Consider the following 26,585-nt stretch of genomic DNA (forward strand, 5'->3'; position numbering starts at 1 on the left):
GATTATGGCGCGAATTCCATGGCTTTTAGTATCTGAATGTTTCTTGTAAAGACTTGAGTGCATGTTCGATTATCAAAATGCCTCAACTTTTCATCAGTCAGTGCATCAATTTGCCCATTGGCTTCTTGCATGGACGCGGCAAACATATCAGGCATATTATCGATATCCTGACTTAAGCCAGTGACAAACAATGGTTTATTCAGCTGACTGTCGCTAACAGGCTCAGCACCTATCACGGTAAACACACTTATTGAGATTTCAAGGACAACATTGATAACCCGCATGGGATTTTCCTTGAACTAACTCGCCTCAAACAGCTAAACCCTGGCTATTTAGTATGATTGTTAGGGCTGATATTAAACAAGGTATAGAAGTTTTGAGTAGTGGCTTTGGCAAGCTCTTCTACTGTAATACCCTTTAACTGCGCGATGAATTCGCCAACTTCACGCACATAACCTGGCTGATTTTGTTTACCACGATAAGGCACGGGAGCCAACCAAGGTGAATCAGTTTCAATTAACAAGCGCTCTAATGGAATATGTTTAACTACCTCTTGTAACTCACTTGCTGTTTTGAAGGTAACGATGCCTGAGATTGAGATGTAAAAACCAAGTTCAATGGCCTCTTGGGCCATTTCCAAACTTTCAGTAAAACAATGTAATACCCCGATAGTGGCCTGATCTTTGTATTCTTTAAGCAAATTAATGGTGTCTTCACGGGCATCACGGGTATGGATGATCAAAGGCTTATTAAGCGCATTGGCGACCTTAATATGATCAATAAAAGATTGCAGCTGAACCTCTTTGGTATCAGCACTGTAAAAATAATCAAGTCCTGTTTCACCTATCGCAACGACCTGCGGGTCGGCAGCGGTTTTTAACAAGGTATGATAATCGCAGGCCTCGTCTTGATGTAGGGGGTGCACACCACAAGATACGGACACATTGTTTAAACCATTGATCTTATCCAACATGCTTGGAAAGTCTGCAACCGAGACACAAACACATAAAAAGTGTTCAACCCCCCTTTTTTCGGCAAAGTCTAATACGTCTCGTAATTCATCGGTGGATTTATCAAGCCTATCTAAATGGCAGTGGGAATCTACAAACACAGGGTTTCCTTTGCAATGAATGCTATTGGTTTTTAATAAGAGAGATATCGCTAAGGAGCTGATTTAATACCAGCACTTTATTTACACCTGGATTACGCACTCTTTTGACCGCTTTTATGGCTTCTTGATGCAGTTGCCATAGTTGAGGACTCAACGAAGCGCGTTTTTTGACTGTTTGATGTAGCCAAAATTGTAACCAACTCAGTAATTTTTCTACCTGTTCTTGCCAATCAGCTGCAAGTTTAGAAGGATTAATTTGCTGGGTCATTAATTGCTGCAAGCCTTGTTTGAAAGCCTCATAAGATACCCCCTGCTCTTGCTGTAACTCATCAAGTAAAATCAGTGGTGCATGGGCATAAAGCTGAACAAATTCTTCATCTACCGGATCTTGCCATTGTGTTAACAGCCATGACTGCGTTTGCGAAAGTGAAGGTGGCGGCATGAGGATGCGTTCACAGCGACTAATGATGGTAGGCAAAAGCCTTTCCGCTTTGTCTGTCACTAATAACAAAAAAGTATTACTGGTTGGTTCTTCGAGTGTTTTTAATAAAGCATTGGCGCTGGCTTCTGTCATGGTATGCGCGGCATAAATAATCAGAACCTTAGCCCCAGACAATTGCGCAGAGCCACTGAGTTTTTTAATGGCATCACGAATTTGATCAACGCCAATTTGTTTTTCTGACAAGACCTCATGAAAATCCGGGTGACTGCCAGCACGCTGGAGTAAACAGGATTGGCATTCACCGCACGCGTGATCAGGGCTACTTTTGGCACATAAAACATAAGATGCAAATTCTTTAGCAAATTCAGTTTTACCTATTCCTAATGAACCTTGCAGTAATAAAGCATGATGCAACTTATTCGTGTGTTTACGTTTAGCAAGCTGCTGAAAAGTTGTTGTTAACCAAGGATACATTTATGCCACCAAAAATTGCATAACGGCTTGACGTATCTGCTGGTGAACGTCAACCATCGTTTTCATGGTATCTATGATTACACATCGTTCGTCTTGTTTGGCTAAAGACAAATAACGCTCTCTGGTTCTAACAAAAAAATCGAGATGCTCATGCTCTATTCTATCAAGCTCACCTCGACCTCTGGCCCGTTTTAAACCTTCACTGGGTTCAACATCCATATAAAGAGTTAAGTCTGGTCTAAAATCTTTAAGGGTGATATCACGCAACGCATTCAGCATTTCACTTGCAACTTGCCTTCCACCTCCCTGGTAGGCTTGTGATGACATATCATGACGATCACCTAATACCCACTTGCCCTGCTCAATCGCCGGAAAAATAACATTCTGTACAAGTTGCGCTCGGGCTGCATACATGAGCAGTAGTTCGGCTTCAATGGTCACTTTTTCATCACGCCAATTATGTTTAACACACTCTCTGATAGCTTCAGCCATAGGCGTGCCGCCCGGCTCTCGAGTCGTTATCAGGGTATGACCAGCGTCTTCAATAAGCTGTTTTACTATTACTACGGCGCTACTTTTACCTGCGCCTTCTAGTCCTTCAATAACAATAAACTTTCCTGAATTTTGCAATTCAACTCTCACTTCTTGGGTTATTTAATTTTTAACTGATATTGGCGCACGGCTCTATTATGTTCTTGCAACGTTAAAGAAAATTGATGGCTACCATCTCCTTTTGCAACAAAATACAACTCTTCAGTTGCCTGTGGCTGAAACGCCGCTTGAATAGCCAATTGACTGGCCATAGCAATGGCTGTCGGCGGTAAACCTTTAATAACATAAGTATTATACGGCGTTGGTGTTCTTAAGTCTTTGCGTTTTATGTCCCCATCAAAGTCATTACCTAAGCCATAAATAACCGTCGGGTCAGTTTGTAAACGCATATTTTTATTTAAACGATTCACAAATACGCCGGCTATACGGGGCCTTTCTTGCGCTATGCCGGTCTCTTTTTCAATGATAGAAGCCATAATAAGCCCTTCAAAGGCACTGTGATAAGGCAGGTCTAAAGCGCGATTCTGCCATGCTTCATCTAACACTAGCTGGAGATTTTGATGAGCCATGGTAATGACCAAACTGGCGTTGCTGCCGTCAGCAAAATGATAGGTGTCAGGTAATAACCAACCTTCTAATGACTGACTAGGCAAATCACTCTCAAGCGCAGCAATGGTTTTCACCGTTTTATCATCAAAAATAAGTTGGGGGTGGCTCTGTAGCTGTAACATCCAGTCACGCCAACGCAAGCCTTCTACCAAACTGATAGAATAGAGCTTTTCTTTACCACTTATAAAGACCTGCAGAATTTGGCCTCTGTTCATTGATGGTAAAATTTCGTAAGTCCCCGCTTTGAATTTAGCGAGATGCGGACGAAGTTTAAATAAAACTTTGAATGCAGGACCATTTAACGTAACACCCTGCTTTTTTAAAGAGGTCAGCACCTGCATAGCGCTTTGGCCTTTCGCAATTTTAAAGATCTGCGCTTGCCTAAGTCCGCTATTTTCGCTTAATTGTTGCTCTAGATAAAAATAAGCACCGAGTAACACCAAACCCAGTACAAGTATCAATGAAAGAACTAACTTTACCCCTTTACGCCATCCTATCATCCTTGATACCTACTCATGACTCAGTGCTTCTGTCACTAATATCTGTAGTTTTTTCACCTGCTGACAAGAAAATTGCCAACGGTGGTGGCCATCGTGACTTTGTAATGACACAACTGGGACTATTTGCATCAGTGAATTACAAATAAACATTTCTTGTGCGACAAAATTCTTATTAAACAGTGAATTAACTTTTTTCACCGGTTGATTATTAACCGCTAACACAGTACAAATTTGGTTACGCATAACGCCTACTACCCCGCATTCATCCAGCTTCGGCGTGTACCACTGATCATCGTGCCACCAAAATATATTACCTGCGCTGCTTTCAACAATTTCATTATCACTATTGCAAACCAGCGCATCGTCGAATTCACTTGAGGTTAATTGTTGTTTGATGAGCACCTGCTCTAAACGATTTAAATGTTTAATACCTGCAAGTAAGGGTTGTTTTCCTAGCTTAACCGAGCTTGAAACTAACTTTATTCCTTTGCTTTGCCATTCTTTATAATGATGTGGAAAGTCGTGACTTGAAATAAGGTAATTAGGATTGGTTACGCCACAAGGACTATAACCTCGACCACCACTGCCACGGGTAACAATTACTTTGAGCACGCCTTTTAATAATGTAGAATTTTGATTAACAAGGTGTTGTGCGGAATCACTTAATTCTTGCCACTGATTAAAGTCTATTCCTAATCTGCTGCAATCCTGTTTAAGTCTCGCTAAGTGTAAGGGCCATGCCAATAGCTTACCTTGTGCAAACACTAAGGTAGTAAAGCAGCCATCTCCATAGTGTAAGGCCCTATCTTTCGCTGAAATAAAATGTTGACTATGCCCGTTAATAATCATCAATGTACTTACTACCTCACATAAAAAAGCCCAACAAACTGGGCTTTTAATAATGCACTGTTAAAACGTAAAATTACACTAATTTAGACTTTCTTGAATAATAACGAGCCATTCGTTCCACCAAAACCGAAAGAGTTACATAACGCATAATCCATGGATATGTTTCTTGCGGTATTCGCCACGAAATCAAGATCGCATCCCTCACCAGGATTATCCAAATTAATGGTCGGCGGAGCAATTTGGTCTTTTAACGCAAGAATTGTAAAGATAGCTTCGATTGCCCCTGCAGCACCTAATAAATGCCCTGTCATTGACTTTGTCGAACTGACTAATACGTGCTTAGCATGAGAACCAAAAACACTTTTCACCGCGGCAACCTCAGCAATATCACCTGCAGGTGTAGACGTACCATGAGCATTGATATAGCCAATCTGCTGTGGTTCAACCTTTGCATCATTGATGGCATTTAACATCGCTGCGGCAGCTCCTTCACCATTTTCCGGCGGTGAAGTCATATGATAGGCATCACCGCTCATACCAAAACCAACAAGCTCAGCATAAATCGTTGCGCCGCGTTGTTTTGCTGACTCGTACTCTTCAAGCATGATGACACCGGCGCCTTCGCCCATAACAAAGCCATCACGGTCTTTGTCCCAAGGCCGACTGGCAGTGGTTGGGCTGTCGTTAAGGGTCGATAGAGCACGAGCCGCAGCAAAGCCACCAATCCCTAAGCCACATATAGTTGACTCGGCACCACCGGCTAACATTGCATCAGCATCACCATAAGCGATGGTTCGCGCTGCAACACCAATATTATGTACCCCTGTGGTGCATGCAGTCACAATATTTAAATTTGGACCTTTCAAGCCTTCCATAATCGAAAGGAAACCTGAAATCATATTAGTAATAGTGGCAGGCACAAAAAAGGGTGATATTTTCCGCGGTCCAGATTCAAGTAGTCGACTATGATTTTCTTCAATCAAACCCAAACCACCTATGCCCGAACCAATGGCAACCCCAATTCTCGCAGCGTTTTCGTGCGTAACGACAAGGCCAGAATGAGCTAAAGCTTGTTTGCCCGCAGCAATACCAAATTGGATAAACTTATCCATTTTTTTGGTTTCTTTTTTCGGAATATATTGCTCTACATCGAAGCCTTTTACTTCACCTGCAAAACGAGTGCTATATTCACTTGCATCAAAAGAGGTAATGGCGCTTATCCCACTGACTCCAGCAATAATATTTTCCCAAGTTGAGCTAACATCATTACCCAAAGGCGAGAGCATACCAAGACCAGTCACAACTACGCGACGTTTAGACACAGAGGCCTCCGAACGATATAACAATAGAAAGGTAAAATGACAAACGGCTCAGAAAGAGCCGTTTTTTTGAACTTTTACGCGTCTTTATGAGCGTTAACGTAATCAATTGCAGATTGAACAGTTGTAATTTTCTCAGCTTCTTCGTCAGGAATTTCAGTATCAAATTCTTCTTCAAGTGCCATTACTAATTCAACGGTATCCAATGAATCCGCACCCAAATCATCAACAAATGACGCTTCTGGCTTAACTTCTTCTTCTTTAACACCCAGTTGCTCGATAATGATTTTTTTAACGCGTTCTTCGATTGTACTCATAATTCTAGTTATCCCTTAAAAGTCTCTAGATATAAATTTGCGTGTAGTGTATTCACCAAGTTACTAGCATGCAAGCATGACGACTAACTTTCTTTCTGGTCAAACCACCCTACAACGCAGTCTAATAAACATAATATTAACAAGCAAGCACCGACTCACAAAATATCGTTTACTTGCCTGAAATTTAACACATATGCATGCCACCATTGACATGTAAGGTTTCACCAGTGATATAACCTGCTTCATCACTGGTTAAAAATACCACTGCTGCTGCGATTTCTTCCGGCTTTCCTAAACGATTTGTAGGAATGTCTTTAAAAATTGCGGCTTTTTGCTCATCAGTGAGTGCTTTAGTCATATCAGTATCAATAAAACCGGGAGCGACCACGTTAACCGTTATACCTCTTGAAGCGACCTCGCGAGCCATAGATTTACTAAAACCAATCACCCCCGCTTTGGCAGCAGCATAATTGGCTTGGCCGGCGTTCCCTGTACTGCCCACTACTGAGCCCACATTGACGATGCGTCCAAACCGTTTTTTCATCATGCCACGTAACACCGCTTTAGATAACTTGAATATCGCTGTTAAGTTGGTGTCCATAATATCTTGCCATTCGTCATCCTTCATACGAAGCAATAAGTTATCACGAGTAATGCCCGCATTATTGATGAGAATATCTACACCACCGTGCTCTTTACTAATGCCATCTAATAGGGCTTCTATTGATGCAGGATCAGCTACATTTAATACTTTACCCGCTCCGTTTTCACCTAGATATTCACTAATCGCATCAGCACCGCCTTGCGAAGTAGCAGTACCTATTACGGTGGCGCCTTGGTCTACTAATTTCGAGGCGATCGCTTTACCGATCCCACGACTTGCGCCCGTTACTAAGGCGACTTTTCCAGCTAAATTTGACATAATATTCTCGTATTTACCTATGCGTTATTGGCAATTGACTCGATGGTATTCAGTGCGTCACAGCTGACACGCTTATCGATTCGTTTGGCTAAACCAGTTAGTACCTTTCCTGGCCCAATCTCATACAAACTCTCTACACCGTTATCAGCCAAAGCAACGACGGTTTCAGTCCATCTTACTGGGCTGTAAAGTTGTTTAACAAGTGCTAATTTAATGGCCATTGGCTCTGATTCAATGGCAACATCAACATTATTAATAACGGGAATCTGAGCTGCAGAAAATTCAATACTTGTTAATAGCGCTTGTAATTTTTCAGCAGCAGGCTGCATTAACGCGCAGTGAGATGGCACGCTGACAGCCAAAGGTAATGCACGTTTAGCGCCGCTTTCTTTACAATAATCGGCGGCCAACTTTGCCGCATCGCTTGTACCTGCAATCACCACTTGGCCCGGTGAGTTGAAATTCACTGCTGAGACCACTTCTTTAGCTTCTATTTGCGCTCGTTCACAGCACTCAACCACTTTGGCGTCATCTAAACCAATAATGGCATACATCGCTCCTGTTCCTACCGGCACTGCTTGTTGCATAAACTCGCCTCTGGCTTCAACTAACTTGATAGCATCGGTAAATTTAATGACACCAGCACAAACAAGGGCTGAGTATTCACCAAGAGAATGCCCTGCCATATAGTCGGGCAAGTTTCTTCCATTCTCAGTCAATACCTTAAACAAAGCGTAACTTGCCGCTAGTAACGCAGGTTGGGTGATATGGGTTTGGTTTAATTTAGATTCGTCTTGTTGTACTACTTGCCATAAATCGTAGCCCAAAACGGCACTTGCTTGCTCAAACACCGCTGTAATAACCGGGTATTCAGTCGCTAAATCACTTAACATACCCAAAGACTGTGATCCCTGACCAGGGAAAACCCATGCTTGTTTACTCATATTACTATCTCAGATAAAAAGAATTAATAACGAACTAAGGCTGATGCCCAAGCAAATCCGCCACCGAAGGCTTCTAATAAAAGGGTTTGGCCTCGTTTGATTCGCCCATCCCGAATAGCAGTGTCTAAAGCGGTAGGCACCGTTGCGGCTGAGGTATTACCGTATTGCTCTAAGGTAAGTACAACTTGGTCGAGAGACATTTCTAACTTTTTAGCAGTTGCTTTAATAATTCTAAAATTCGCTTGATGAGGCACTAACCAATCCAAATCAGATTTTTGCATATTATTTGCCGCGAGGGTTTGCTCTACTATTTCACTTAACTTATTGACGGCAACTTTAAATACTTCATTGCCTTTCATGCTGCCCCAATTTTGATGAACGGATAGCTCATCACCCCGGGTAGGATTTCCAATCGTGAGTAAATCGCCATACGAACCAGCAGCATTTATATGGGTTGAAAGTATCCCGGGTTCTTCACTGGCTTCGATAATAGTGGCGCCTGCCGCATCACCAAACAATATGACCATAGTGCGATCTTTAGGATCAATTAAGCGACTTAAGCAATCGGTACCAACTACAAGTACCCGTTTAACCATACCTGTTTTGATATATTGGTCTGCTACGCTCAAAGCGTAACAGTAGCCCGCACAGGCCGCAGCAACATCAAAGGCAGGAATACCATCTAACCCTAATTCTTTTTGAATTTCGCAAGCCGTGCTAGGAAGTGCATAGCGACCACTGGTGGTGGCACATACAATCATATCAATAGATTTTACATCGATATTAGCCGCTTCTATGGCCTTTTTACTGGCCTCAACCCCCATCGTGGCGGCAGTTTCGTCTGCACCAATAATACGGCGCTCCTTGATACCAGTGCGATCGGTGATCCATTCATCAGAAGTATCAACCATTGTTGCCAAGTCGGCATTGGTACGTATTTCACTTGGATAATAACTACCCGTGCCAATTATTCTTGAATTCATGTATTAGTGGCGCTCCATTAAAACAGCTTCTATTTTATCTTTTATTTTTGATGGAACCTGCATAGAGACTTCTTTGACTGCTTCACGAATAGCATATAAAAAAGCCTCAGAAGAGGCATTCCCGTGGCTCTTAACCACAATCCCGCGCAATCCTATCAGACTCGCCCCGTTATACTGGTCGGGGTTCATCCGCAAATAGATGTTTCGTAACAACGGTAGAGCGATCTTGGCTAAAATTTTATTCAACCAGTTTAAATTTGATGCTTTTTTAACTTCATTCAATACAAGCTTTGTTAAGCCTTCACAAGACTTAAGCGCGATATTCCCTGCAAAACCATCAGTCACAATGACATCGGCCTTTTGACTAAAAATGTCATTACCTTCTACATAACCGATATAATGAATAGAAGGTGTATCACCCAACATGCGAGCGGTATTTTTAACTCGATCATTGCCTTTGTTTTGTTCAGAGCCAACGTTTAATAGCGCAACTTTAGGTCGCTCTATTTCTCCCACTAGTTCAGCCAATACTGAGCCCATGACAGCATACTGAAATAAGACTTCTGAATCACAGTCCACATTCGCGCCTAAATCAAGTAAATAAGCCTTGCCGTTATCGACAGTGGGCATCAAAGAAATCAAGGCTGGTCTGTGTACGCCGGGTAACATTTTTAATACATGATAAGCCATGGCAAGTAAGGCACCGGTATTACCTGCGCTAACACAGCCGTCAGCTTCGCCTCGCTCAACCAAATCGAGCATACGGCGCATTGATGAATCTTTTTTATTCCTGAGTGCAGCAATGGGGGCTTCGTCCATACTGACGGTTTGCTGGCAATCTGATAATTGCAGACGAGCTTGAATGAAAGGGTCTTGTTTGTCGTACCACTTGATCAATAGATCGATTGGACCACACAACACTAGATATAAATTTGGATTTTCGATAATAGAATTTAATGCGGCGGGCAAAATAATATGGGGGCCGAAATCGCCCCCCATGATATCTAACGCTAAGGTTAGACGACTCAAAGTCAACACCCTTTAAAATTAAAGAGAGATAACTTTTTTGCCTTTATAGTAACCATCAGCAGTCACGTGATGACGGATATGCGTCTCACCTGACGTTGAATCTACTGACAAAGTAGTGGTGCCTAATGCATCATGTGAACGACGCATACCACGCTTTGAACGGGATTTTTTACTTTTTTGTACAGCCATTGCTTGCTCCTAGTCTCGCTTAAGTTCTTTCAAAACCGCGAACGGGTTTGGGCGCTCATCGGCCGGTTCAATTACTCCAAAACTCATATCATCCGCTTTAATACTGCAATCCTCCTCTGCATGAAGGGCTACAATAGGCAACGATAATATCAGCTCGTCCTCAAGGGTCTGAAGTAAGTTGATTTCTCCATGGTCATCGACCTCAACCGGTTCGTAAGCGTCCGGTAACTCATCAATGTCATCTTTATCAGAACCCTGCACTGGACTGAAGCAGAACGACACATCAATTTGATGAGCAAAGACGTTGTAACATCTTTGACACAAAAGTGACGCTGAACATGACATATGCCCATCAAAGTAAGTCAGACCCTGCTCGTCTTTTTTAAACTTAACTTCGACATTCACTTCTTTGTCAATATCAGCAACTGCTTGACGCAATCTAGCCATATCAACGGTTAACATCACACCCCGATACTCGGAACGTTTATTGGCACTTTTGATTGGGTCTAGCTGTTTAGGCAGTTTCACTTTTTGCATAGCGCGCGCATCTTATAGAGTAGTAAGGCTTTAGTCAAAGAAAATGTATAAAAAACAGTATAAGACCGAGCACAAATATGCTTTTATGTCTTAATAATTAATAGCGCTTTTCAAACATATCCAATATGAAAGTCATTTTAGCATCAAGTTCACCCTACCGAGCAAGCTTACTTGCAAAATTATCTCTACCTTTTACCTGTCAATCACCAGATATAGATGAAAGTCCCTTAACAAATGAAACCGTATCAGCTCAAGTCGCGCGTTTAGCCTTTATAAAAGCACAAGCAATTGCTACTCAATACACTGACGGCTTCGTTATTGGTTCAGATCAACTCGCAATGTGTCAGGGCGACGTTTTAGGTAAACCTGGTAATCACTACAATGCAAAATTGCAGTTGCAACAGTTAAGTGGAAAAACAGTCACCTTTTATACTGGCTTATGTTTGTTAGATTGCACTAACAAACAACAGCAAACGATAGTTGAAACCTTTGAGGTTAGTTTTAAAGCACTCAGCGACCAGCAAATTCAACGCTATTTAAGCATTGAACAACCTTATGACTGTGCTGGTAGTTTTAAAAGTGAAGGTTTAGGTATCGCGCTATTTGATAAGTTACAAGGACGAGATCCAAATACCTTAGTGGGTTTACCCTTAATAGCCCTAGTGGAATTATTTTCAAATTGGGGAATCGATATTTTCGAGCATATGCAAACTCAATCCCCCTGTTAATGAATCACAGAGGGAAATATGTCACTTGAGGTGAACACATACATTAAGCATTTTCTTTTTCTAACTTCACTAAGGCATTTTTTAACGCATTGTCCAAGGGGGCTTGAAAGCTCACTCGTTCATTTGAATTAGGGTGAATAAAGGAAAGTGAAAACGCATGTAAGAACAACCGGCCCAATCCTAAACGCTGCATTCGACTATCAAAGTTGTTGTCACCGTATTTATCATCACAGGCGATAGGATGGCCAGCATGTAAACAATGCACCCTAATTTGATGAGTACGACCGGTAATAGGCGAGGCTTCAACTAAGGTTGCATCTTTGTATTGATTCAAAATTCGAAACCGCGTTTCGGAAGGCTTGCCCTCCTCTTCATTAACCGAGACCATGCGCTCACCAGACTTAAGAATATTTTTTATCAATGGCGCTTTCACTTTAAATCGATTTTCGGGCCAATTGCCGCTCACCAAAGCTTGATATCGCTTATCAACCTGCTTATCCCGAAGTTGTTCGTGTAAGCTTTTCAGTGCAGAACGTTTTTTAGCGATCAACAAACAGCCTGAGGTATCTCGGTCCAAACGATGGACTAATTCTAAAAATTTTTGAGCCGGACGTAAGGCCCGTAATGCTTCAATCACCCCGAAACTTAAACCACTGCCGCCATGCACTGCCGTACCTGTAGGTTTGTTCAGCACAATAATCCATTCGTCTTCAAATAAAATGTGGTTTTCTAAACTGGACACTTTATCTAATTTTGTTGAGGGTAACTCACTTGGTTCAGACACCCTTATAGGAGGAATACGCAGTTCGTCATTGGCAAGCAGTTTATATTCTGGTTTGACCCGCTTTTTATTAACCCTGATCTCCCCTTTTCGTAAAATCCGATAAATAAGGCTTTTTGGAACGCCTTTTAAAAAGGTCCTTAAAAAATTATCAATCCTCTGCCCTTCAAGCTCTGGTTCAATAGTAATAAATTGTACTTTTAAAAATGTTTCGTCGCTCATATGCCTGCTATTTAAGTTGGAATGACTATTGTTACACTAACCGCTTTAATAACTTGCTAGTTTAAACCCTTTAGTGTGATAATGCGCCCGTTTTTAAGCACGAAGTAATATTAAAAACAAACAGATGTATAAACCTGTTCTGTGAGCCAAACGACACTAAGTCGTATATAAGCAATACATGCAACTGTTAAGTGAGTCACTTTTCAACAGTGTGATTAAACAGAACCCTTACGTCAGCGATTTAATTTAACTATCGATCGCCATACAGATGTAAAGAATGTAAATGAATTGACAAGGCATTTGAACCCAACCGAATACCACAAGTAAGTTGGTTCGAATGCTTGAAAGTTTTAAGAATAGCTAAAAACAATTTGGATAACTCGCTGCATCTAGTGCCCACACAAAGAATTTGGGTAAAAGTGTTATAAAACAAAGCATTAATTAATAATGGCTGAGACACTTAAGCGATTAAAAAACTTAAAATATGCATACAGTCGTGAGGCTGCATACCGCAATTGTCACATCACCCTGCACGTCTTTTATCGAGAGCGGTCGGTACTTTACCGAGCAAACAAGAATGAAAAGAATGTTAATCAATGCAACCCAGCAAGAAGAGCTGCGCGTTGCACTTGTAGATGGGCAAAAACTGTATGATTTGGATATTGAAAGTCCAGGCCATGAACAGAAAAAAGCCAACATCTATAAAGGAACTATCACCCGCGTCGAACCCAGTTTAGAAGCAGCATTTGTAGATTATGGTGCTGACCGCCATGGCTTTTTACCACTAAAAGAAATCGCCCGCGAATATTTCCCACAAGGCTACAAGTTTGATGGTCGTCCCAATATCAAAGACGTTATCAAAGAAGGTCATCAAGTTATCGTACAAATTGATAAAGAAGAACGTGGCCAAAAAGGCGCAGCCTTAACCACATTTATCAGTTTAGCAGGCAGTTACTTAGTTTTAATGCCAAATAATCCTCGCGCCGGTGGTATTTCTCGTCGCATCGAAGGTGATGAACGTACCGATTTAAAAGATGCTTTAAACGGCCTAGAATTACCCGATGGTATGGGCTTAATCGTCCGTACCGCAGGGGTAGGTAAATCTCCTGAAGAATTAGCCTATGACTTAGACTACCTCGTGACAGGTTGGTCTCGTATAAAAGAAATCGCTGAATCCCGTCCTGCTCCATTTTTAATTCATCAAGAGAGTGACGTGGTTGTGCGCGCCTTGCGTGACTATCTACGTCGCGATATTGGTGAGATACTGATTGACCAAGTTGATGTGCATGAACGTGCCTTAAAGCATGTGCAACAAATGCGTCCTGACTTTGTTAATCGTGTAAAACTCTACCGTGGCGAAGTACCTTTATTCAGCCATTATCAGATAGAAAGCCAAATTGAGTCAGCCTTCCAACGTGAAGTACGCTTGCCCTCTGGCGGTTCAATTGTTATTGACCCAACGGAAGCATTAACCTCAATCGACATTAACTCAGCCCGCGCAACGAAAGGCAGTGACATCGAAGAAACTGCTTTCAATACTAACCTTGAAGCGGCAGATGAAGTTGCCAGACAACTGCGTCTGCGTGATTTAGGTGGTTTAGTGGTTATCGACTTTATTGATATGACCCCAATTCGCCATCAACGTGAAGTGGAAAATCGTTTAAAAGACGCGGTCAAACATGACCGTGCACGTGTGCAATTGGGCCGAATTTCACGTTTTGGCTTAATGGAAATGTCTCGTCAGCGCTTACGCCCTTCATTGGGTGATTCTGCACATAACGTTTGTCCTCGTTGTTCTGGCCACGGTACCGTTCGTGGTACGGAATCTTTGGCGTTGTCTGTTCTTCGTATCATGGAAGAAGAAAGCATTAAAGACAACACTGGGCAAATTGAAGCGCAGTTACCGGTTAACGTAGCAACTTATCTTCTGAACGAAAAACGTCGCTCAGTAGCCAGTATTGAAAAACGTCACGGTGTGCAATTAATCATTATCCCTAATCCCAAATTAGAAACCCCACACTACAATTTAGTACGTCGTCGTCCTGACGATGTATTACAGGAAATGAGCTATAACTTAGCCTTAGTAGAAGTAGAAGAAACGGTTGCTGATCGCACTGTGGCGGCCCCCGTCACCCGTGAACAGCCAGCCCTTCAAAGCTTAGTATCTCCTGATAAAGCGGCGAATGTACCTACGCCTACTGCAGAAAAAGTAGAAGCTCAAGCAAGCGAGTCATTATTGACGAAAGTGAGCAAGTGGTTATCTGGCTTATTTAAATCAGAAGAGCCTATTGAAGTTCCGAAGAAAGCGACTCATAGCAGAAATAAAGAACGCGCCCCGCGTAATAACCGTAACAACCGCAATGATAGAAACAAAACAGCTAAACCCTACGAGCAAAAAGAGCGAACCGAAGGTAAAGCGGACGGTAATGAACAAGCCAATAACCGTTCTGAGCGCAGGCCCCGTCGTGACGACAAGCGTAATAAACCTCGTCGTGATGACACAGCTAATGCAACAAGCGAAACAGCGGTAGTAGCAGATAAACAAGCAGACAATAAATCACCTGCACCCGCACCTAAGAAAAACGAACGTGTAGCAGAGCGTCGTAAGCGCAGAGATACTCGTCGTACAGTGCGTGTCGAAGGCGATAAACCCAATACCAACGTTGATGATAAAGCCGTCCCTAAAGCACCGGCTAAAGACGCTCCAGCACAAGCTAATAATACTGTTGAGACGCAGGCGCCAGAGCAAATCAGTAAACATGACCAGACTGAGACTCCGCTACAACCTAAACCAGCAGCAAATGCAGAAACCAAGGCCGTAACTAAAGCTCCGGTTGTTGAGGATAAAAGCGTTGAGCAGTCTGAGCAAGTGACTGAAGCGAATAACCTAGAAAGCGCTGATGCAGGTGAACAACAACCATCGAATGAAGAAAACACTTCGCGCGCGCGCAGTCGTCGTTCTCCTCGCCATATTCGAGCAGCGGGTCAAAAACGCCGTAAAGAAAATGAAGAAAAAGCAGATGCTGAAGTAAAAGATGCTGTTGTTCAAGATGAATTACAATTTGACGCACCGGTTCCTAGCGAAGCAAAAGTAGCGAAAGATGAAGCCTCTTCTGTAGCACCAGAAAAAACGCCTGAACCCGCTCAAGCGGTGATGGAACTTTCTGATCAAAAGCGCCCTTCTCAACAAGAGCCTTCAGTAACGGAAGCTCCCAATGCCAAATCTGAAGTTACTGAACAAACTGCTGTACAGGTAAGCCCTGCACCTCAAGAACCAGTAAAAGCTGAAGTAACAAATGAAGCGGTGGCTGTAGACGTTAAAACCGAAGAAGCGAAAAGCGTTCAAGCGCTTGAGTCAGCACCTGTTGAACAACCAGCAGCGCCGGTAGAAACCGCTAAGACTGAAAGCCCAGCAGAGCAGCCCGTTACCGCACAAGCTGAAGTCAAAGTCAGTAAAGCGCTTACGCAAGCTAAACCGGTGGCTAAAGTTCAGAAGTCTGTTTCAGCCCCCATGGCAAGGCCTGTCTCTATTGACGAAGCCTTCACGGAACTCGATATCAAAGCGCTTGCCAATGATGCAAGACCTGCCATTAAAGTGTCTGGTAAGACAGCAGGCTTTAAAAGTGCAGCATTCAGTGTGACGGCTCCAGCTACACGCCCCACTTCTGAAGAATAAATAATAAGCTAGTTAAAACCGCAAATGCTCAAGCATTTGCGGTTTTGTTAGTTTTGCCCCACATGAGCTTCACTTCCTTCAACAAAGTAAGCCACCCCTTTAACAAGATGCTAAAGTTAATTCTTGTTTCATGTAATTTTTATACTGAGATCTTTCTATGAGTTTTGCCGAATTAGGCTTATCACCCAAAATTCTTTCTGCCGTATTGGCCAAAGGATACAACACTCCCTCTCCTATTCAGTTACAGGCTATTCCAGCCGTGCTAGCTGGAAAAGATGTTATGGCTGCAGCACAAACGGGCACAGGAAAAACAGCCGGTTTTACCCTACCTATTCTTGAATTATTAACCAAGGGTAAACCCGCAGGTCCCAATCAAGCCAGAGCCTTAATCCTAACGCCAACCCGTGAGCTTGCAGCGCAAGTAGGTGAAAGTGTTGAAGCATATGGTAAAGATTTACCTTTGCGCTCAGCTGTTGTGTTTGGTGGTGTGGGTATCAATCCACAAATGATTAAACTGCGCAAAGGCGTAGACATCTTAGTAGCAACACCAGGACGTTTGCTGGATCTTTATAATCAAAATGCGGTTCGGTTCAGCCAACTAGAGATTTTGATCTTAGATGAAGCTGACAGAATGTTAGACATGGGGTTTATTCATGACATTAAAAAAATCATCAAATTGCTGCCTGTCAAACGTCAAACCTTAATGTTTTCTGCCACCTTCTCTGATGATATTCGCAAACTGGCAAAAGGCTTGGTAAATAATCCTACTGAAATATCAGTATCACCTGCTAACACCACTGTCGAATCTGTTGAGCAATGGGTTTATCCAGTTGATAAAACGCAAAAAACGGCCGTTTTAGTTAAATTAATCAAAGATGAAAATTGGCAACAAGTATTGGTATTTAGTCGCACCAAACACGGCGCCAATCGGATCGTTAAACAATTAGAAGCCAAAAACATAGCTGCAGCTGCTATCCATGGAAATAAAAGCCAAGGCGCACGAACTAAGGCCTTAGCTGATTTTAAACAAGGTAAAATTAAAGCTCTTGTGGCTACGGATATTGCCGCCCGCGGCTTAGATATCGACCAGTTGCCGCAAGTTGTCAATTATGATTTGCCTAATGTCTCTGAAGATTACGTGCACCGTATCGGCAGAACGGGCCGTGCTGGCGCTACTGGCCAAGCGATTTCATTTGTTGCTGCTGACGAATTTGGTTTGTTAGCGGATATTGAGCGATTCACCAAACAAGTAATAAACCGCAAAACCGTAGCTGGTTTTGAACCCACTAATCCAGTACCAGAGTCTCGTTTAGATACCCGTCCGATAAAACCGAATAAACCCAAAAGACCTAAACCTGATCATCGTGATGGACAACGTTCGGGTGAAAATCGCACTGGTCACAATCATCAGGCTAAGCGTGCGGCGCGCCCACAGCGAAAACCGCAACAATAAACCCAACCGCTACAACACGCCGTCATATTTATTACGCATTGACATGACGGCTATTTTATCTGCTTACTTAGTAAAAGGCGGCGGGCCTTGGCGCCATTGCGCCCAATTTTGCACAATGTGATCCACAACCTTTTCGCCTACTAAAACAATATTTTCAACGGTCTCAGCAAAACCTCCCGCCGTTTCGCCGGGTGCTGGATCAAGATGAGCCAAGGTGCTTTCGTTGGGATGACCTTGGTCAAAATTGACTGCCCCTCGCAAACTCATTAATCGCTCGGTACCCACACTTCGAGACAATACCTGAGCAATCGCCGCCGCTTCCATTTCGGTAATGACATAATCATCAGCACCATAAGACGATGCGATGTATTGGGCCTCTTGGGACAAGCCAGGCCCGTGAAAAAAAGTATCACCTGTCATATGCGTACCTTTGTTGATAGTCGGTAAAGAGCGCGCGGCTTTTTGCGGATAACGCATTCGATAGGCTTTAGCCCCATCAGAATCTTTTAACTCAACGCCTTGACTAAGATAAAGACTCCAATCAAGTAATGCTGGATTAAGCTGGTAACGCCTAATACTTTCATAACCTTTACGCGGCATAAAAGTAGGTTGCCCCGCAGGACCTTCTTCTGGTTTCCAGCGATGTCCAAGATCATAATCCACTAACCATGAGCCCCAACTCACATCACCGATAGTTCCTTTATTGGGAGGGGTACCACCGACGCCACTGATCACAAAATAACTCTGGCTCATGTCAAACTTATCACTTAGCACAATAGCTTGAATAGATGCGGAAGAGCCTACTTTCCCCATCCCCAAGACAGAACCACAAACAGCATCCTGATTGCAATAAACTGGATTAAGTGCCCCCTTTACCTGAACGATGTTGCTGTTTTTAAAATATCGCTCATACCAATATTGGAACTCCCCCGCTCTATCGCCACTATTATCGCCAATCTCAAACATGGCCGCGATAAACACTTTAACTTCAATTGGTTTCTCTAGTGCTACGACCTTAAATGAGGTGCCAACGATGGCCAACAGAAGTGCACTTACCCTAACTAACTTGCCCATTTACCTCTTCCTTTTTGTATTATTATTAACCGTTAAATAAGGTGTATACCCCTACTCTTATTGAGTAGTCCGGCAAAATTTTTTTACTTCAGCAACAACGGCCGACAATCCGTTGCCCCTTGAAGGACTCAAGTGCCGCGCTAAACCAAGGTGATGCAGATAACGAGACAAATCAAAACTCAAAATATACTCAGGTGTTTGCTCATTTAGCACCTCAAAAACGATAGCCAACAAACCACGCACAATTTTACTGGGTGAGTCTCCTTGTAAGCGCACGTTTTGATCATGTAATTCGCAACGAAGCCAAACCTGACTTTCACAACCCACTATTTCATGCTCAGACGTTTTCATAAAATCAGGGAGTCGCACGAGATCTTTTCCTGCCAACATTATTTGCCGATAAACACCATCCCAACCGCGAGCTGCTTTTACATTTTGCCCTAAAACTTTTAAGTTCTCGTTACTGGTAGTTTTAGAATTAAAAGTGAGGACATCTATGGCCTCACTTTTACTGCTCTGTTGTTTATCAATTTCTGGGTAGTTCGAGTAACTGAGTTTGGCTATAGCACTGTTGAGTGCGTCAATAAACCGTTGGATATCTTCTATGCTGTTATAACATGCCATCGAGACTCGTAATGTCCCTGCTATGCCTAGACGTTTCATCAAGGGCATTGTGCAGTGATGCCCGGTCCGAATGGCAATATTCTGCTCACTTAACAATATGCTTAAATCTTGAATATCAAGCCCTTGCACGGTAAAGGATTGCACTGCCACACTTCTATTGCTATCGCCCCACAGCCTTACACCCGAAACCTGACGTAAAGCATTAATCAAAAAAAGATAAAGCTCGTTCTCAGTGTCATGTATTTGCTGCCGATGCAGGTTAATAAAGGTCAATGCTGCACCCAAGCCCATTACACCAGCAATATTGGGCGTACCAGCTTCGAATTTATAGGGTGGCGCTTGAAAAGTTGCACTGTGATACTCTACTTGCTGGATCATTTCCCCACCAAATTGATAGGGCTGCAGACTTTCCAATACAGGCATTTTTCCAAACAACACACCCAGCCCTGTCGGGCCATACATTTTATGAGCGCTAAATACATAGAAATCACAATCTAAAGCCTGTACGTCAACTGGCAAATGACTCACCGCCTGTGCACCATCAATTAAGGTTAAGGCCCCCACCTCTTTAGCTTTGCGAATAATGGGCGAAATTGGATTGATATTACCCAAAGCATTAGACACATGTGACATCGCCACTATGGCGGTATCGTGGTTAATTAAAGCTAGTGAGGGCTCAAGCAGTAATATGCCACTGTCATCTACCGGCATAATGGCCAGTGTAAGCTCGTAGCGCAGTGCCAATTGCTGCCAAGGCACTAAGTTAGCGTGGTGCTCTAAGGCTGACAGCACTATGTTTTTCTTGCCCTTAAAGTGAGACGCTGTTAAGCCATTGGCTACTAAATTAATGCTTTCTGTTGCGCCTTTAGTCCACACAATTTCAGATGGGCTACGCGCACCGATAAACTGTTGTACCTGCTGGCGTACCGACTCAAATTGCTCTGTCGTCTTAGTCGCTTGAACATGACTAGAACGATGAACATTGGCATTTTCAGTGGCGTAAAACGTCCTAAGCCGTTCAATCACGGAAGAGGGTTTGTGACTAGTCGCCGCACTATCTAAATACACGTGATCGTGCGATGACAACAATTGTGGGAAAAGCGCGCGAAGAGGATTATTTTGCATTTGCAACAAACTGACTACACCCAAATAAATAGCCAGCAATTGTTGTCAATTACACTCGCATAGGCAAGTGTTTATCAGCATTAACTTGCAGGATAATTTCGACTAAGCGAATAATTTTACTGTTTGATAATTGACGATAATCAAAATACGGACAAACGATAAGTTTACTGGCCAAATCTAACGCAAATTCATTATCCAACCACACGATGTCTGGCGACAAATGCAGGCGCTTTGCATAAGTTCGTCCCATGATAATATGCAATGCATTGGTACGACCCAAGGCCAGTTGATAGGGTTCAAAACATAAGGCCGTGTCTGAATCTGCCTGCAATAATGCCTTATCTCGGTATGCTTGCCAGCAGTCAAACTGACTAACGTTACTCGCTGCAGGTCCTTGCTCAGCCAGCGCGAAAACGAGTTTGGCGTAAACATTAAATACCTTACGCCAACCATTTCCACAGGCTAATCCTACTTCTCTCAATTCTGAAGCAAGCAAAGGCACATATTGGTCTGAACTTTTGGCAAACTTAAAAGCGGGTCTATTACCAATATAAACACGAAACTGAGCATTACTATCACCTAAACCCCTAATCGTATTTACCATCTCTTTTTAGTCTTGTTTATTCTCTGCTAAATTGGCTAAATCTTCTTCGATACATTCAAGCATTTCACGTGCTTCCAGCATAATGCCTTCTTCGTCGTCGCCCAAGGGAAAAACTAAAATTAGCGTATTGTTACTCTGCATGCCCGGCAACCACGTTTCTAGCCAATCTGTGAACTCTATTTGTCTGGGCTCGCAATTAGGAAAATCATTTTTGACCCAAGCGGTAGCAAATGTTTGGCAAGGCCAAATCGGCATACATACATCGTCGTCAGCTTTAAGCATCACCCAACCATCGGTACCAAATAAGCCCCACAAAAACCCTTTTTCTATCATTTGCGCCAACGTGTAATCTAGGCGTTCTTCGGGTAACATTTTGTTTAGTTCAACAAATTCTTTAGATGACACTTCACTCATAAAACTTCCTTTTTAACCTTATTCATCTTCTTCAAAATATAAAGCGTGATAATAGCATTTTTCATGCCCGGGATAAGCGTGTTTTCCCGAAAAACGAGTGATACCACCAAAAAATAGTAACCTAATTAGTACCCTTTGTAAGGGCTAAAGTAGCACTTATATTTTGGGTGGTAGTGCAAACCATACCAAGAATGCATTAACGACAAGAAACAAACACCGTTCTAGTGTAACTTAGGATTTCATGGCAGTATTTGTGTAAATAATAACTTAAAATTTATTTGGCAATCATCCTATGACAGTTATCCCTACCTTCATATCACATTCAATTAAATCCGTTTTAGCGCTATCGTTCTTTAATTTAGTAGCCTGCAGTAGTATTGAACCTCCCTTGGACCCTATTATTGGCGATACTGGGCAAGTGTTATCAGCCACTGCGCAAAGTGCCGATGTACTGAGTTATGATTTACAGCTAGAAGTATTTCCTGATAAAAAAAGAATACAAGGCATAGGCACAACTGAATTTTTAATTATTAGTGACACCCAACAACTTGAATTAAAGCTTGATAGCCGGTTTGCTATTGAAAAAGTAACCGTTAATCAAACAATAACTAATTACCGCCGTGTTGGTGGTATTTTAACTATCGCTCTTGGTCAAAACATCAAAACCGGTAGCAAGGTTAATGTCGCGGTTTATTATGAGGGTAAACCCCATGTTGCCTTAAATGCTCCTTGGTTAGGAGGCTTTGTGTGGAGTGAAACCGAAGCAGGCTTACCGTGGATAGCCACTGCCGTTCAAGGTGAAGGCTGCGATCTATTTTGGCCTTGCAAAGACCACTTTAGTGACAAAGCAGACACTATGCGCATCCGATTAACCGTGCCCAAAGGTCTCAGTGCAGTAACTAACGGCGTATTGCAAAACATAAATAATATAGGCACCAACAAACAACAGTTCGATTGGTTATTATCTGTCCCTGCCAGTGACTATAATATCGCCTTGAACATCGGTCCTTACACGCGTATACAGCAACGCTATGAAAGCGTGAATGGCGTTCAAGTTCCCATTGAGTTTTGGGCATTGACTGAGCACGCAGAACAAGCCACAACGCTGCTAAATAACGACTTATCCCAGCAAATTAGCTATTTTGAAAAACAACTTGGCCCTTATCCCTGGGGCGATCAAAAACTCGGATTTGTTGAAACTCCTCATCTCGGTATGGAGCATCAAACTATTAATGCTTACGGCAAAAAATATGTCAGAGATGAAAATGGTTACGACTGGTTACTGCAACATGAGTTAGCGCATGAGTGGTTCGGTAATTTAATGACTCATGAAAAACTCAACGATGCTTGGTTACATGAAGGGTTTGGATTTTATATGCAACCGGCCTATAGCTTGGCAAAATTTGGTCGCAGCGCCTACAACTACACCATGTATAAATCTTATTTGGGTTTAATCAATTGTGAGCCGGTGGTGAAAGAGGGGCAAATTAGCTCTGAACAAGCGTTTAACTCAGATATTTACGGCAAAGGTGGCTGGACATTACATACCTTGCGCTGGCTACTTGGCGATGATGTTTTTTGGCAAGCAACACGAGAATTACTCTATGGCACTGCTGACACCGCAAAGCTAAATTACCCTATCGAGACACGATACCGTAACACCCAAGAATTTATCGATATCGTTAATCGTATCAGCGGCAAAGACTACACGTGGATGTTTGATGTGTATTTAAAACAAGCCGCCTTACCGGAACTCAAGATTACCCGCAAAGACGAACAATTAGGTTTATATTGGTCAACGCCTTCAAATAGACCCTTTCCTATGCCAGTGCCTATTTCAATTAATGGCGAGCTAGCGGTTTATCCTATGATGGATGGAAAAACCACACTGAATATTAAGGCCTCAGACGAAGTCGTTATCGATCCCGACATGCAAATATTGCGACAATTACCCATTATTGGCTTATGTCAGGAAAACTTAGCAAAACGGAAAAAACGATAACAGACAAGGTCGGCAGTAGAACATCCCGGGCTGCCGACTTACTGGTGGCCTTAAATCTGACATACTCCAACAAATTGGCGAATTTCCTCTGCCTGCGACATCGCATCCTCGTAACCACTTTGGATTAAGGCTTTGCAATACTCCCGCTCAAACAGAATATAACTGGCTAAACTTGAGCCCCCACCCTTTTTATTCGCACCAATCATGGATAATAAAAACCGCATCGACTTAGGTAACTCATGAGTGAAGTTCATCGCCATTTCTTCAAATTTAATTTTGGGTTTAATAACCAACAGCTCAACCGGGCGTATATGTAACTCTTGCTGTTGTTCTGGTGTGATGTAAGCCGCCAAACTATTGAAGCGTTCTAACATTTGCACATCTTCTTCTAGTGAATCAATAAAGGCACTATTGAGCAAATTTCCTAACACTTGAGCGATAGAAGGTGAATGTACGGTTACAAGTCGCTCTTCCATCGACATCGCTGAACCACTCACCCCAATGACTAAAAGTTTGTCTGCACCGAGATGCAGAGCAGAACTCATCGGCGCAGATTGGCGCAACGCACCATCACCAAAATATTCCCGGTTGATATGCACCGCAGGAAATATTGCAGGTAAAGCAGAAGATGCCATGAGGTGCTTGTGTTCTAATACCGTTTTAGCGCCTATTCGCCGACTTCGTTTCCAAAAGTGCAGGCTTTCATGCCCTTGGAAAAAGCTAATATTTTGCCCCGATGTATAACCTAATGCACTGATCGAAAGCGCATGAATGCGCTCTTCTTTGATCATCTTATCAAGCCTTGCAATGTCGATATTTCGTTTCAACATGTTAAACAGCGGACGATTATTGAAAAGTGATAAGGGTTTGCCCTGAGCAATGCCGCTGTGGAAAAAAGACAGGACAATTTTAACACTGCTTTTTATGATGTCGTAATAGCCCACTTGGTGAATTTGATCAGAGGTCAAATTCGACCATAGATGTTCAAGTCCTGTAACCGCTTGAAAAAAGTTATCCGCTTCTGTCGCCACTTTGGCTGCATTAATGGCACCAGATGAGGTACCACAAACAATTTGAAAGGGATTAGTTGAAGAGCGAGGTAAAATCTCAGCTATCGCTTTTAATACCCCAACTTGGTACGCCCCCCGCGCCCCACCACCAGATAACACCAAGGCTGTTTTCATTCAATTCCTAACAGTAAAACTAAAGTAACTACATCATTTATATACATTTTAACATCAACTTAACCATACACATTGCTATGTGCAAAACCAATGTTGTACAGAATATTTGTTTTATATCTTTACCACATAATAAAGCCAATATCGCTAAATTAACGTACACTACGCCACTTTTTACGTAAGAGCAGTTAGCATTGTCACACCTAAATTCAGTCTTGCAGTTACGCAAGCAAGAACTCACTAAGTCGACCCGCGTTTTCAAAGCCAGAGGCAACAAAGTGCAGCGCTGTGAACACTGCTTAGTGCCAGCAAGTGAATGTATCTGTGCACAACGTCCCTCAGTTAATTGTCGTAGCGCCGTGCTTTTTATTATGTATAGCGGTGAATATTTCAAACCCAGTAACACAGGGAGAATTATTGCAGACGTGATCCCCAATAATCACGCATTTGTGTGGCAACGCACTGAATTTGATCCACAGCTAATTGCCCTTTTAAACGACAAAAGATATCAGCCTATCGTGGTATTTCCACAACAATATGCAGCGCCAACACGCTGGATAAGCGCCGCAGATGTTAGTGAGCAACACGCGTCTAAAATTCCACTTTTTGTATTTTTAGATGGCACATGGCGCGAAGCAAAAAAAATGTTTAAAAGTGAGTATTTAGCTAACTTACCCGTACTTGGAATTCAACCCACAGCGGCCTCAACTTATCAATTAAGAGAAGCCGCTCATTTACATCAACTGTGCACAGCAGAAGTGGCCATCGACGTATTAAATCTGGCGCAAGACGTGGCGGCAGCGACAGCCTTGGCTACCTATTTTCGTTTATTTCGTCACGCTTACATGGTGCATAAACCCCATTTACGGCCTATTGAGTAAGTTAAGCGCTAAGTAAGGCCGAGCAAGCCCTGCTATTTAATGTCTAGTAAACGCACATTAAATTGCAACACTGCATTCGGGCCGATTTTATTACCTACCCCCCGTTTACCCCATGCCAGTTCGGCAGGTATCACAAACTCGTAGCGCGCACCTAGTGGCATTAGTTGAAGGCCTTCTTGCAAGCCTTCGATGGCCTCGCTTAATAAAAACCTGTCAGGGATCCCTACTTTGTAGGTGTCTGCAATCACACTGCCATCAAAATTGAGTATGCGTTGGTGGGCCACTATTTCGTTAACTAATACCGGTTTAATTCCTGCAGTTTGCTCGATAACCCGATAAAGTAACCCGCTTGGAGTACGACTCACTCCTTCTTGTTGCTGGTATTTGTGGACAAACAGCTCACTAGCGACTCTGTTCTGCCCCTTTGAACCTTTATTAAGTTTTCTATGACCTTTTGCCATCTATGCTCCGCGCCTCGCACTATCATAAAACCTAATAAACATCGCCTGCTCTAGTCTGCATAACCGCTTCCAATGGCTCTAAAGGGCATATCTAAACCGAGTTCAGGCACCTGTTGACCAACCCAAGTAGGAAAGGTATTGCTATTTGGGCCAGGAAAAACTGTGTATTCGTTAGCCCAAGGGTAACGATTCACAGCGTCTAACACCTTGGGGATTAACTCTGCTGCTTTTTCGCCTTGAATCGATAACACTTTATCCGGTTTTGCACCATACCAGTAACGGTCAGGCGTAACAGTTGTATATTCATGCAAAGCAGGCAAGCCACGATTTACTCGCCAGCCAACGACTTCAAATACGGTGTATTCATTGGCATCTTCGGCTTTAACAGCCAACCAAGTATGCACCGCAAACCATCCTCGCCAGCTAAAGGCATCAGCGGCATAAACTTCAATCACGGCCTCTTTTACGGCATCAGGTTTAGGTGCTAAGCCAGCAGATTCACGACTCGCCGTGCGCCAGTCTGAGTTACTACAAGCCACAAGCAAAAAGCTCAAGCAGCCTATTAATATCATTTTTTTCATG

27 protein-coding genes are annotated in these 26,585 nt (G+C 42.8%); 5 read left to right on the forward strand and 22 right to left on the reverse strand.

Annotated features, from left to right (window positions below):
* Window positions 1–2 precede the first annotated feature (2 nt).
* From ACEN2L_RS13990 to yceD, 14 genes are all read right to left on the reverse strand, one after another.
* Entirely contained in the window at window positions 3–284 is a 282-nt protein-coding gene (locus ACEN2L_RS13990) for a hypothetical protein (RefSeq protein WP_441744552.1), read from the reverse strand.
* A gap of 44 nt (window positions 285–328) precedes the next feature.
* Window positions 329–1,111 (reverse strand): TatD family hydrolase, encoded by a 783-nt coding sequence (locus ACEN2L_RS13995; RefSeq protein ID WP_441744554.1) that lies wholly within the window; start codon window positions 1,109–1,111, stop codon window positions 329–331.
* Window positions 1,112–1,133: 22 nt separating this feature from the next.
* The gene (gene holB / locus ACEN2L_RS14000) at window positions 1,134–2,027 is read right to left on the reverse strand and encodes a DNA polymerase III subunit delta' (RefSeq protein ID WP_306020026.1); all 894 of its coding nucleotides are present in this window, start codon (window positions 2,025–2,027) and stop codon (window positions 1,134–1,136) included.
* On the reverse strand, window positions 2,028–2,657 hold the full coding sequence (tmk, locus tag ACEN2L_RS14005) for a dTMP kinase (RefSeq protein ID WP_306020027.1): 630 nt from the start codon (window positions 2,655–2,657) through the stop codon (window positions 2,028–2,030).
* 20 nt (window positions 2,658–2,677) lie between these two features.
* Window positions 2,678–3,688, reverse strand: coding sequence for an endolytic transglycosylase MltG (gene mltG / locus ACEN2L_RS14010; protein WP_441744557.1), 1,011 nt, complete (start codon window positions 3,686–3,688; stop codon window positions 2,678–2,680).
* 9 nt (window positions 3,689–3,697) lie between these two features.
* Window positions 3,698–4,537 (reverse strand): aminodeoxychorismate lyase, encoded by an 840-nt coding sequence (pabC, locus tag ACEN2L_RS14015; RefSeq protein WP_441744806.1) that lies wholly within the window; start codon window positions 4,535–4,537, stop codon window positions 3,698–3,700.
* A gap of 83 nt (window positions 4,538–4,620) precedes the next feature.
* The gene (gene fabF / locus ACEN2L_RS14020; RefSeq protein WP_441744559.1) at window positions 4,621–5,859 is read right to left on the reverse strand and encodes a beta-ketoacyl-ACP synthase II; all 1,239 of its coding nucleotides are present in this window, start codon (window positions 5,857–5,859) and stop codon (window positions 4,621–4,623) included.
* Window positions 5,860–5,933: 74 nt separating this feature from the next.
* Window positions 5,934–6,173 carry an acyl carrier protein gene (acpP, locus tag ACEN2L_RS14025; protein ID WP_068375444.1) on the reverse strand — a complete coding sequence of 80 codons (240 nt, stop codon included), beginning with the start codon at window positions 6,171–6,173 and terminating at the stop codon, window positions 5,934–5,936.
* Between the two features lie 184 nt (window positions 6,174–6,357).
* The gene (gene fabG, locus ACEN2L_RS14030; RefSeq protein ID WP_441744561.1) at window positions 6,358–7,095 is read right to left on the reverse strand and encodes a 3-oxoacyl-ACP reductase FabG; all 738 of its coding nucleotides are present in this window, start codon (window positions 7,093–7,095) and stop codon (window positions 6,358–6,360) included.
* 17 nt (window positions 7,096–7,112) lie between these two features.
* Window positions 7,113–8,039, reverse strand: a complete 927-nt coding sequence (fabD, locus tag ACEN2L_RS14035) for an ACP S-malonyltransferase (protein WP_441744563.1) — start codon at window positions 8,037–8,039, stop codon at window positions 7,113–7,115.
* A gap of 23 nt (window positions 8,040–8,062) precedes the next feature.
* A complete protein-coding gene (locus ACEN2L_RS14040) occupies window positions 8,063–9,022 on the reverse strand; it encodes a beta-ketoacyl-ACP synthase III (RefSeq protein WP_441744565.1) in 960 nt (319 codons plus the stop codon).
* A 3-nt stretch (window positions 9,023–9,025) separates the two neighbouring features.
* On the reverse strand, window positions 9,026–10,051 hold the full coding sequence (gene plsX / locus ACEN2L_RS14045) for a phosphate acyltransferase PlsX (RefSeq protein ID WP_441744567.1): 1,026 nt from the start codon (window positions 10,049–10,051) through the stop codon (window positions 9,026–9,028).
* An 18-nt stretch (window positions 10,052–10,069) separates the two neighbouring features.
* The gene (gene rpmF / locus ACEN2L_RS14050; RefSeq protein ID WP_306020035.1) at window positions 10,070–10,240 is read right to left on the reverse strand and encodes a 50S ribosomal protein L32; all 171 of its coding nucleotides are present in this window, start codon (window positions 10,238–10,240) and stop codon (window positions 10,070–10,072) included.
* A gap of 9 nt (window positions 10,241–10,249) precedes the next feature.
* A complete protein-coding gene (yceD, locus tag ACEN2L_RS14055; RefSeq protein WP_306020036.1) occupies window positions 10,250–10,777 on the reverse strand; it encodes a 23S rRNA accumulation protein YceD in 528 nt (175 codons plus the stop codon).
* A gap of 125 nt (window positions 10,778–10,902) precedes the next feature.
* Here yceD and ACEN2L_RS14060 point away from each other — a divergent pair, with 125 nt between their 5' ends.
* Window positions 10,903–11,505 carry a Maf family protein gene (locus tag ACEN2L_RS14060; RefSeq protein WP_306020038.1) on the forward strand — a complete coding sequence of 201 codons (603 nt, stop codon included), beginning with the start codon at window positions 10,903–10,905 and terminating at the stop codon, window positions 11,503–11,505.
* Between the two features lie 43 nt (window positions 11,506–11,548).
* Here ACEN2L_RS14060 and rluC read toward each other — a convergent pair whose 3' ends face one another.
* A complete protein-coding gene (rluC, locus tag ACEN2L_RS14065; protein ID WP_441744570.1) occupies window positions 11,549–12,508 on the reverse strand; it encodes a 23S rRNA pseudouridine(955/2504/2580) synthase RluC in 960 nt (319 codons plus the stop codon).
* Between the two features lie 577 nt (window positions 12,509–13,085).
* On the opposite strand from rluC, the gene rne reads away from it, so the two are divergent.
* A complete protein-coding gene (rne, locus tag ACEN2L_RS14070) occupies window positions 13,086–16,184 on the forward strand; it encodes a ribonuclease E (protein ID WP_441744572.1) in 3,099 nt (1,032 codons plus the stop codon).
* Window positions 16,185–16,341: 157 nt separating this feature from the next.
* Entirely contained in the window at window positions 16,342–17,637 is a 1,296-nt protein-coding gene (locus ACEN2L_RS14075; RefSeq protein WP_441744574.1) for a DEAD/DEAH box helicase, read from the forward strand.
* Between the two features lie 63 nt (window positions 17,638–17,700).
* On the opposite strand, the gene ACEN2L_RS14080 is transcribed toward ACEN2L_RS14075, so the two are convergent.
* Genes ACEN2L_RS14080 through ACEN2L_RS14095 form a run of 4 tightly spaced genes read right to left on the reverse strand, consistent with a single transcriptional unit; the run spans window position 17,701 to window position 21,478 of the window.
* Complete coding sequence (locus ACEN2L_RS14080; protein WP_441744576.1) at window positions 17,701–18,711, reverse strand: purine-nucleoside phosphorylase; 1,011 nt, start codon at window positions 18,709–18,711, stop codon at window positions 17,701–17,703.
* A gap of 57 nt (window positions 18,712–18,768) precedes the next feature.
* On the reverse strand, window positions 18,769–20,484 hold the full coding sequence (locus tag ACEN2L_RS14085; protein WP_441744578.1) for a SufS family cysteine desulfurase: 1,716 nt from the start codon (window positions 20,482–20,484) through the stop codon (window positions 18,769–18,771).
* Window positions 20,485–20,509: 25 nt separating this feature from the next.
* Window positions 20,510–21,064 (reverse strand): DUF6942 family protein, encoded by a 555-nt coding sequence (locus tag ACEN2L_RS14090; protein WP_441744580.1) that lies wholly within the window; start codon window positions 21,062–21,064, stop codon window positions 20,510–20,512.
* Between the two features lie 6 nt (window positions 21,065–21,070).
* Window positions 21,071–21,478, reverse strand: coding sequence for a DUF2750 domain-containing protein (locus tag ACEN2L_RS14095; protein WP_441744582.1), 408 nt, complete (start codon window positions 21,476–21,478; stop codon window positions 21,071–21,073).
* A gap of 292 nt (window positions 21,479–21,770) precedes the next feature.
* Here ACEN2L_RS14095 and ACEN2L_RS14100 point away from each other — a divergent pair, with 292 nt between their 5' ends.
* Window positions 21,771–23,480: a M1 family metallopeptidase gene (locus ACEN2L_RS14100; protein WP_441744584.1), complete on the forward strand. Its 1,710-nt coding sequence runs from the start codon at window positions 21,771–21,773 to the stop codon at window positions 23,478–23,480.
* Between the two features lie 50 nt (window positions 23,481–23,530).
* Here the strand turns inward: ACEN2L_RS14100 and ACEN2L_RS14105 are convergent, their stop codons facing one another.
* The gene (locus ACEN2L_RS14105) at window positions 23,531–24,664 is read right to left on the reverse strand and encodes a patatin-like phospholipase family protein (protein WP_441744585.1); all 1,134 of its coding nucleotides are present in this window, start codon (window positions 24,662–24,664) and stop codon (window positions 23,531–23,533) included.
* A 191-nt stretch (window positions 24,665–24,855) separates the two neighbouring features.
* Here ACEN2L_RS14105 and ACEN2L_RS14110 point away from each other — a divergent pair, with 191 nt between their 5' ends.
* Window positions 24,856–25,542 (forward strand): tRNA-uridine aminocarboxypropyltransferase, encoded by a 687-nt coding sequence (locus ACEN2L_RS14110; RefSeq protein ID WP_441744587.1) that lies wholly within the window; start codon window positions 24,856–24,858, stop codon window positions 25,540–25,542.
* A gap of 32 nt (window positions 25,543–25,574) precedes the next feature.
* Here the strand turns inward: ACEN2L_RS14110 and ACEN2L_RS14115 are convergent, their stop codons facing one another.
* Together ACEN2L_RS14115 and ACEN2L_RS14120 are read right to left on the reverse strand one after the other, a co-directional pair.
* Window positions 25,575–26,003 carry an FKBP-type peptidyl-prolyl cis-trans isomerase gene (locus ACEN2L_RS14115; protein WP_441744589.1) on the reverse strand — a complete coding sequence of 143 codons (429 nt, stop codon included), beginning with the start codon at window positions 26,001–26,003 and terminating at the stop codon, window positions 25,575–25,577.
* A gap of 50 nt (window positions 26,004–26,053) precedes the next feature.
* Window positions 26,054–26,584, reverse strand: coding sequence for a DUF3750 domain-containing protein (locus ACEN2L_RS14120; RefSeq protein ID WP_441744591.1), 531 nt, complete (start codon window positions 26,582–26,584; stop codon window positions 26,054–26,056).
* Between the last annotated feature and the right edge of the window lies 1 nt (window position 26,585).

The organism is Flavobacterium sp. W21_SRS_FM6 (assembly GCF_052119645.1).
GTDB lineage: Bacteria > Pseudomonadota > Gammaproteobacteria > Enterobacterales > Alteromonadaceae > Paraglaciecola.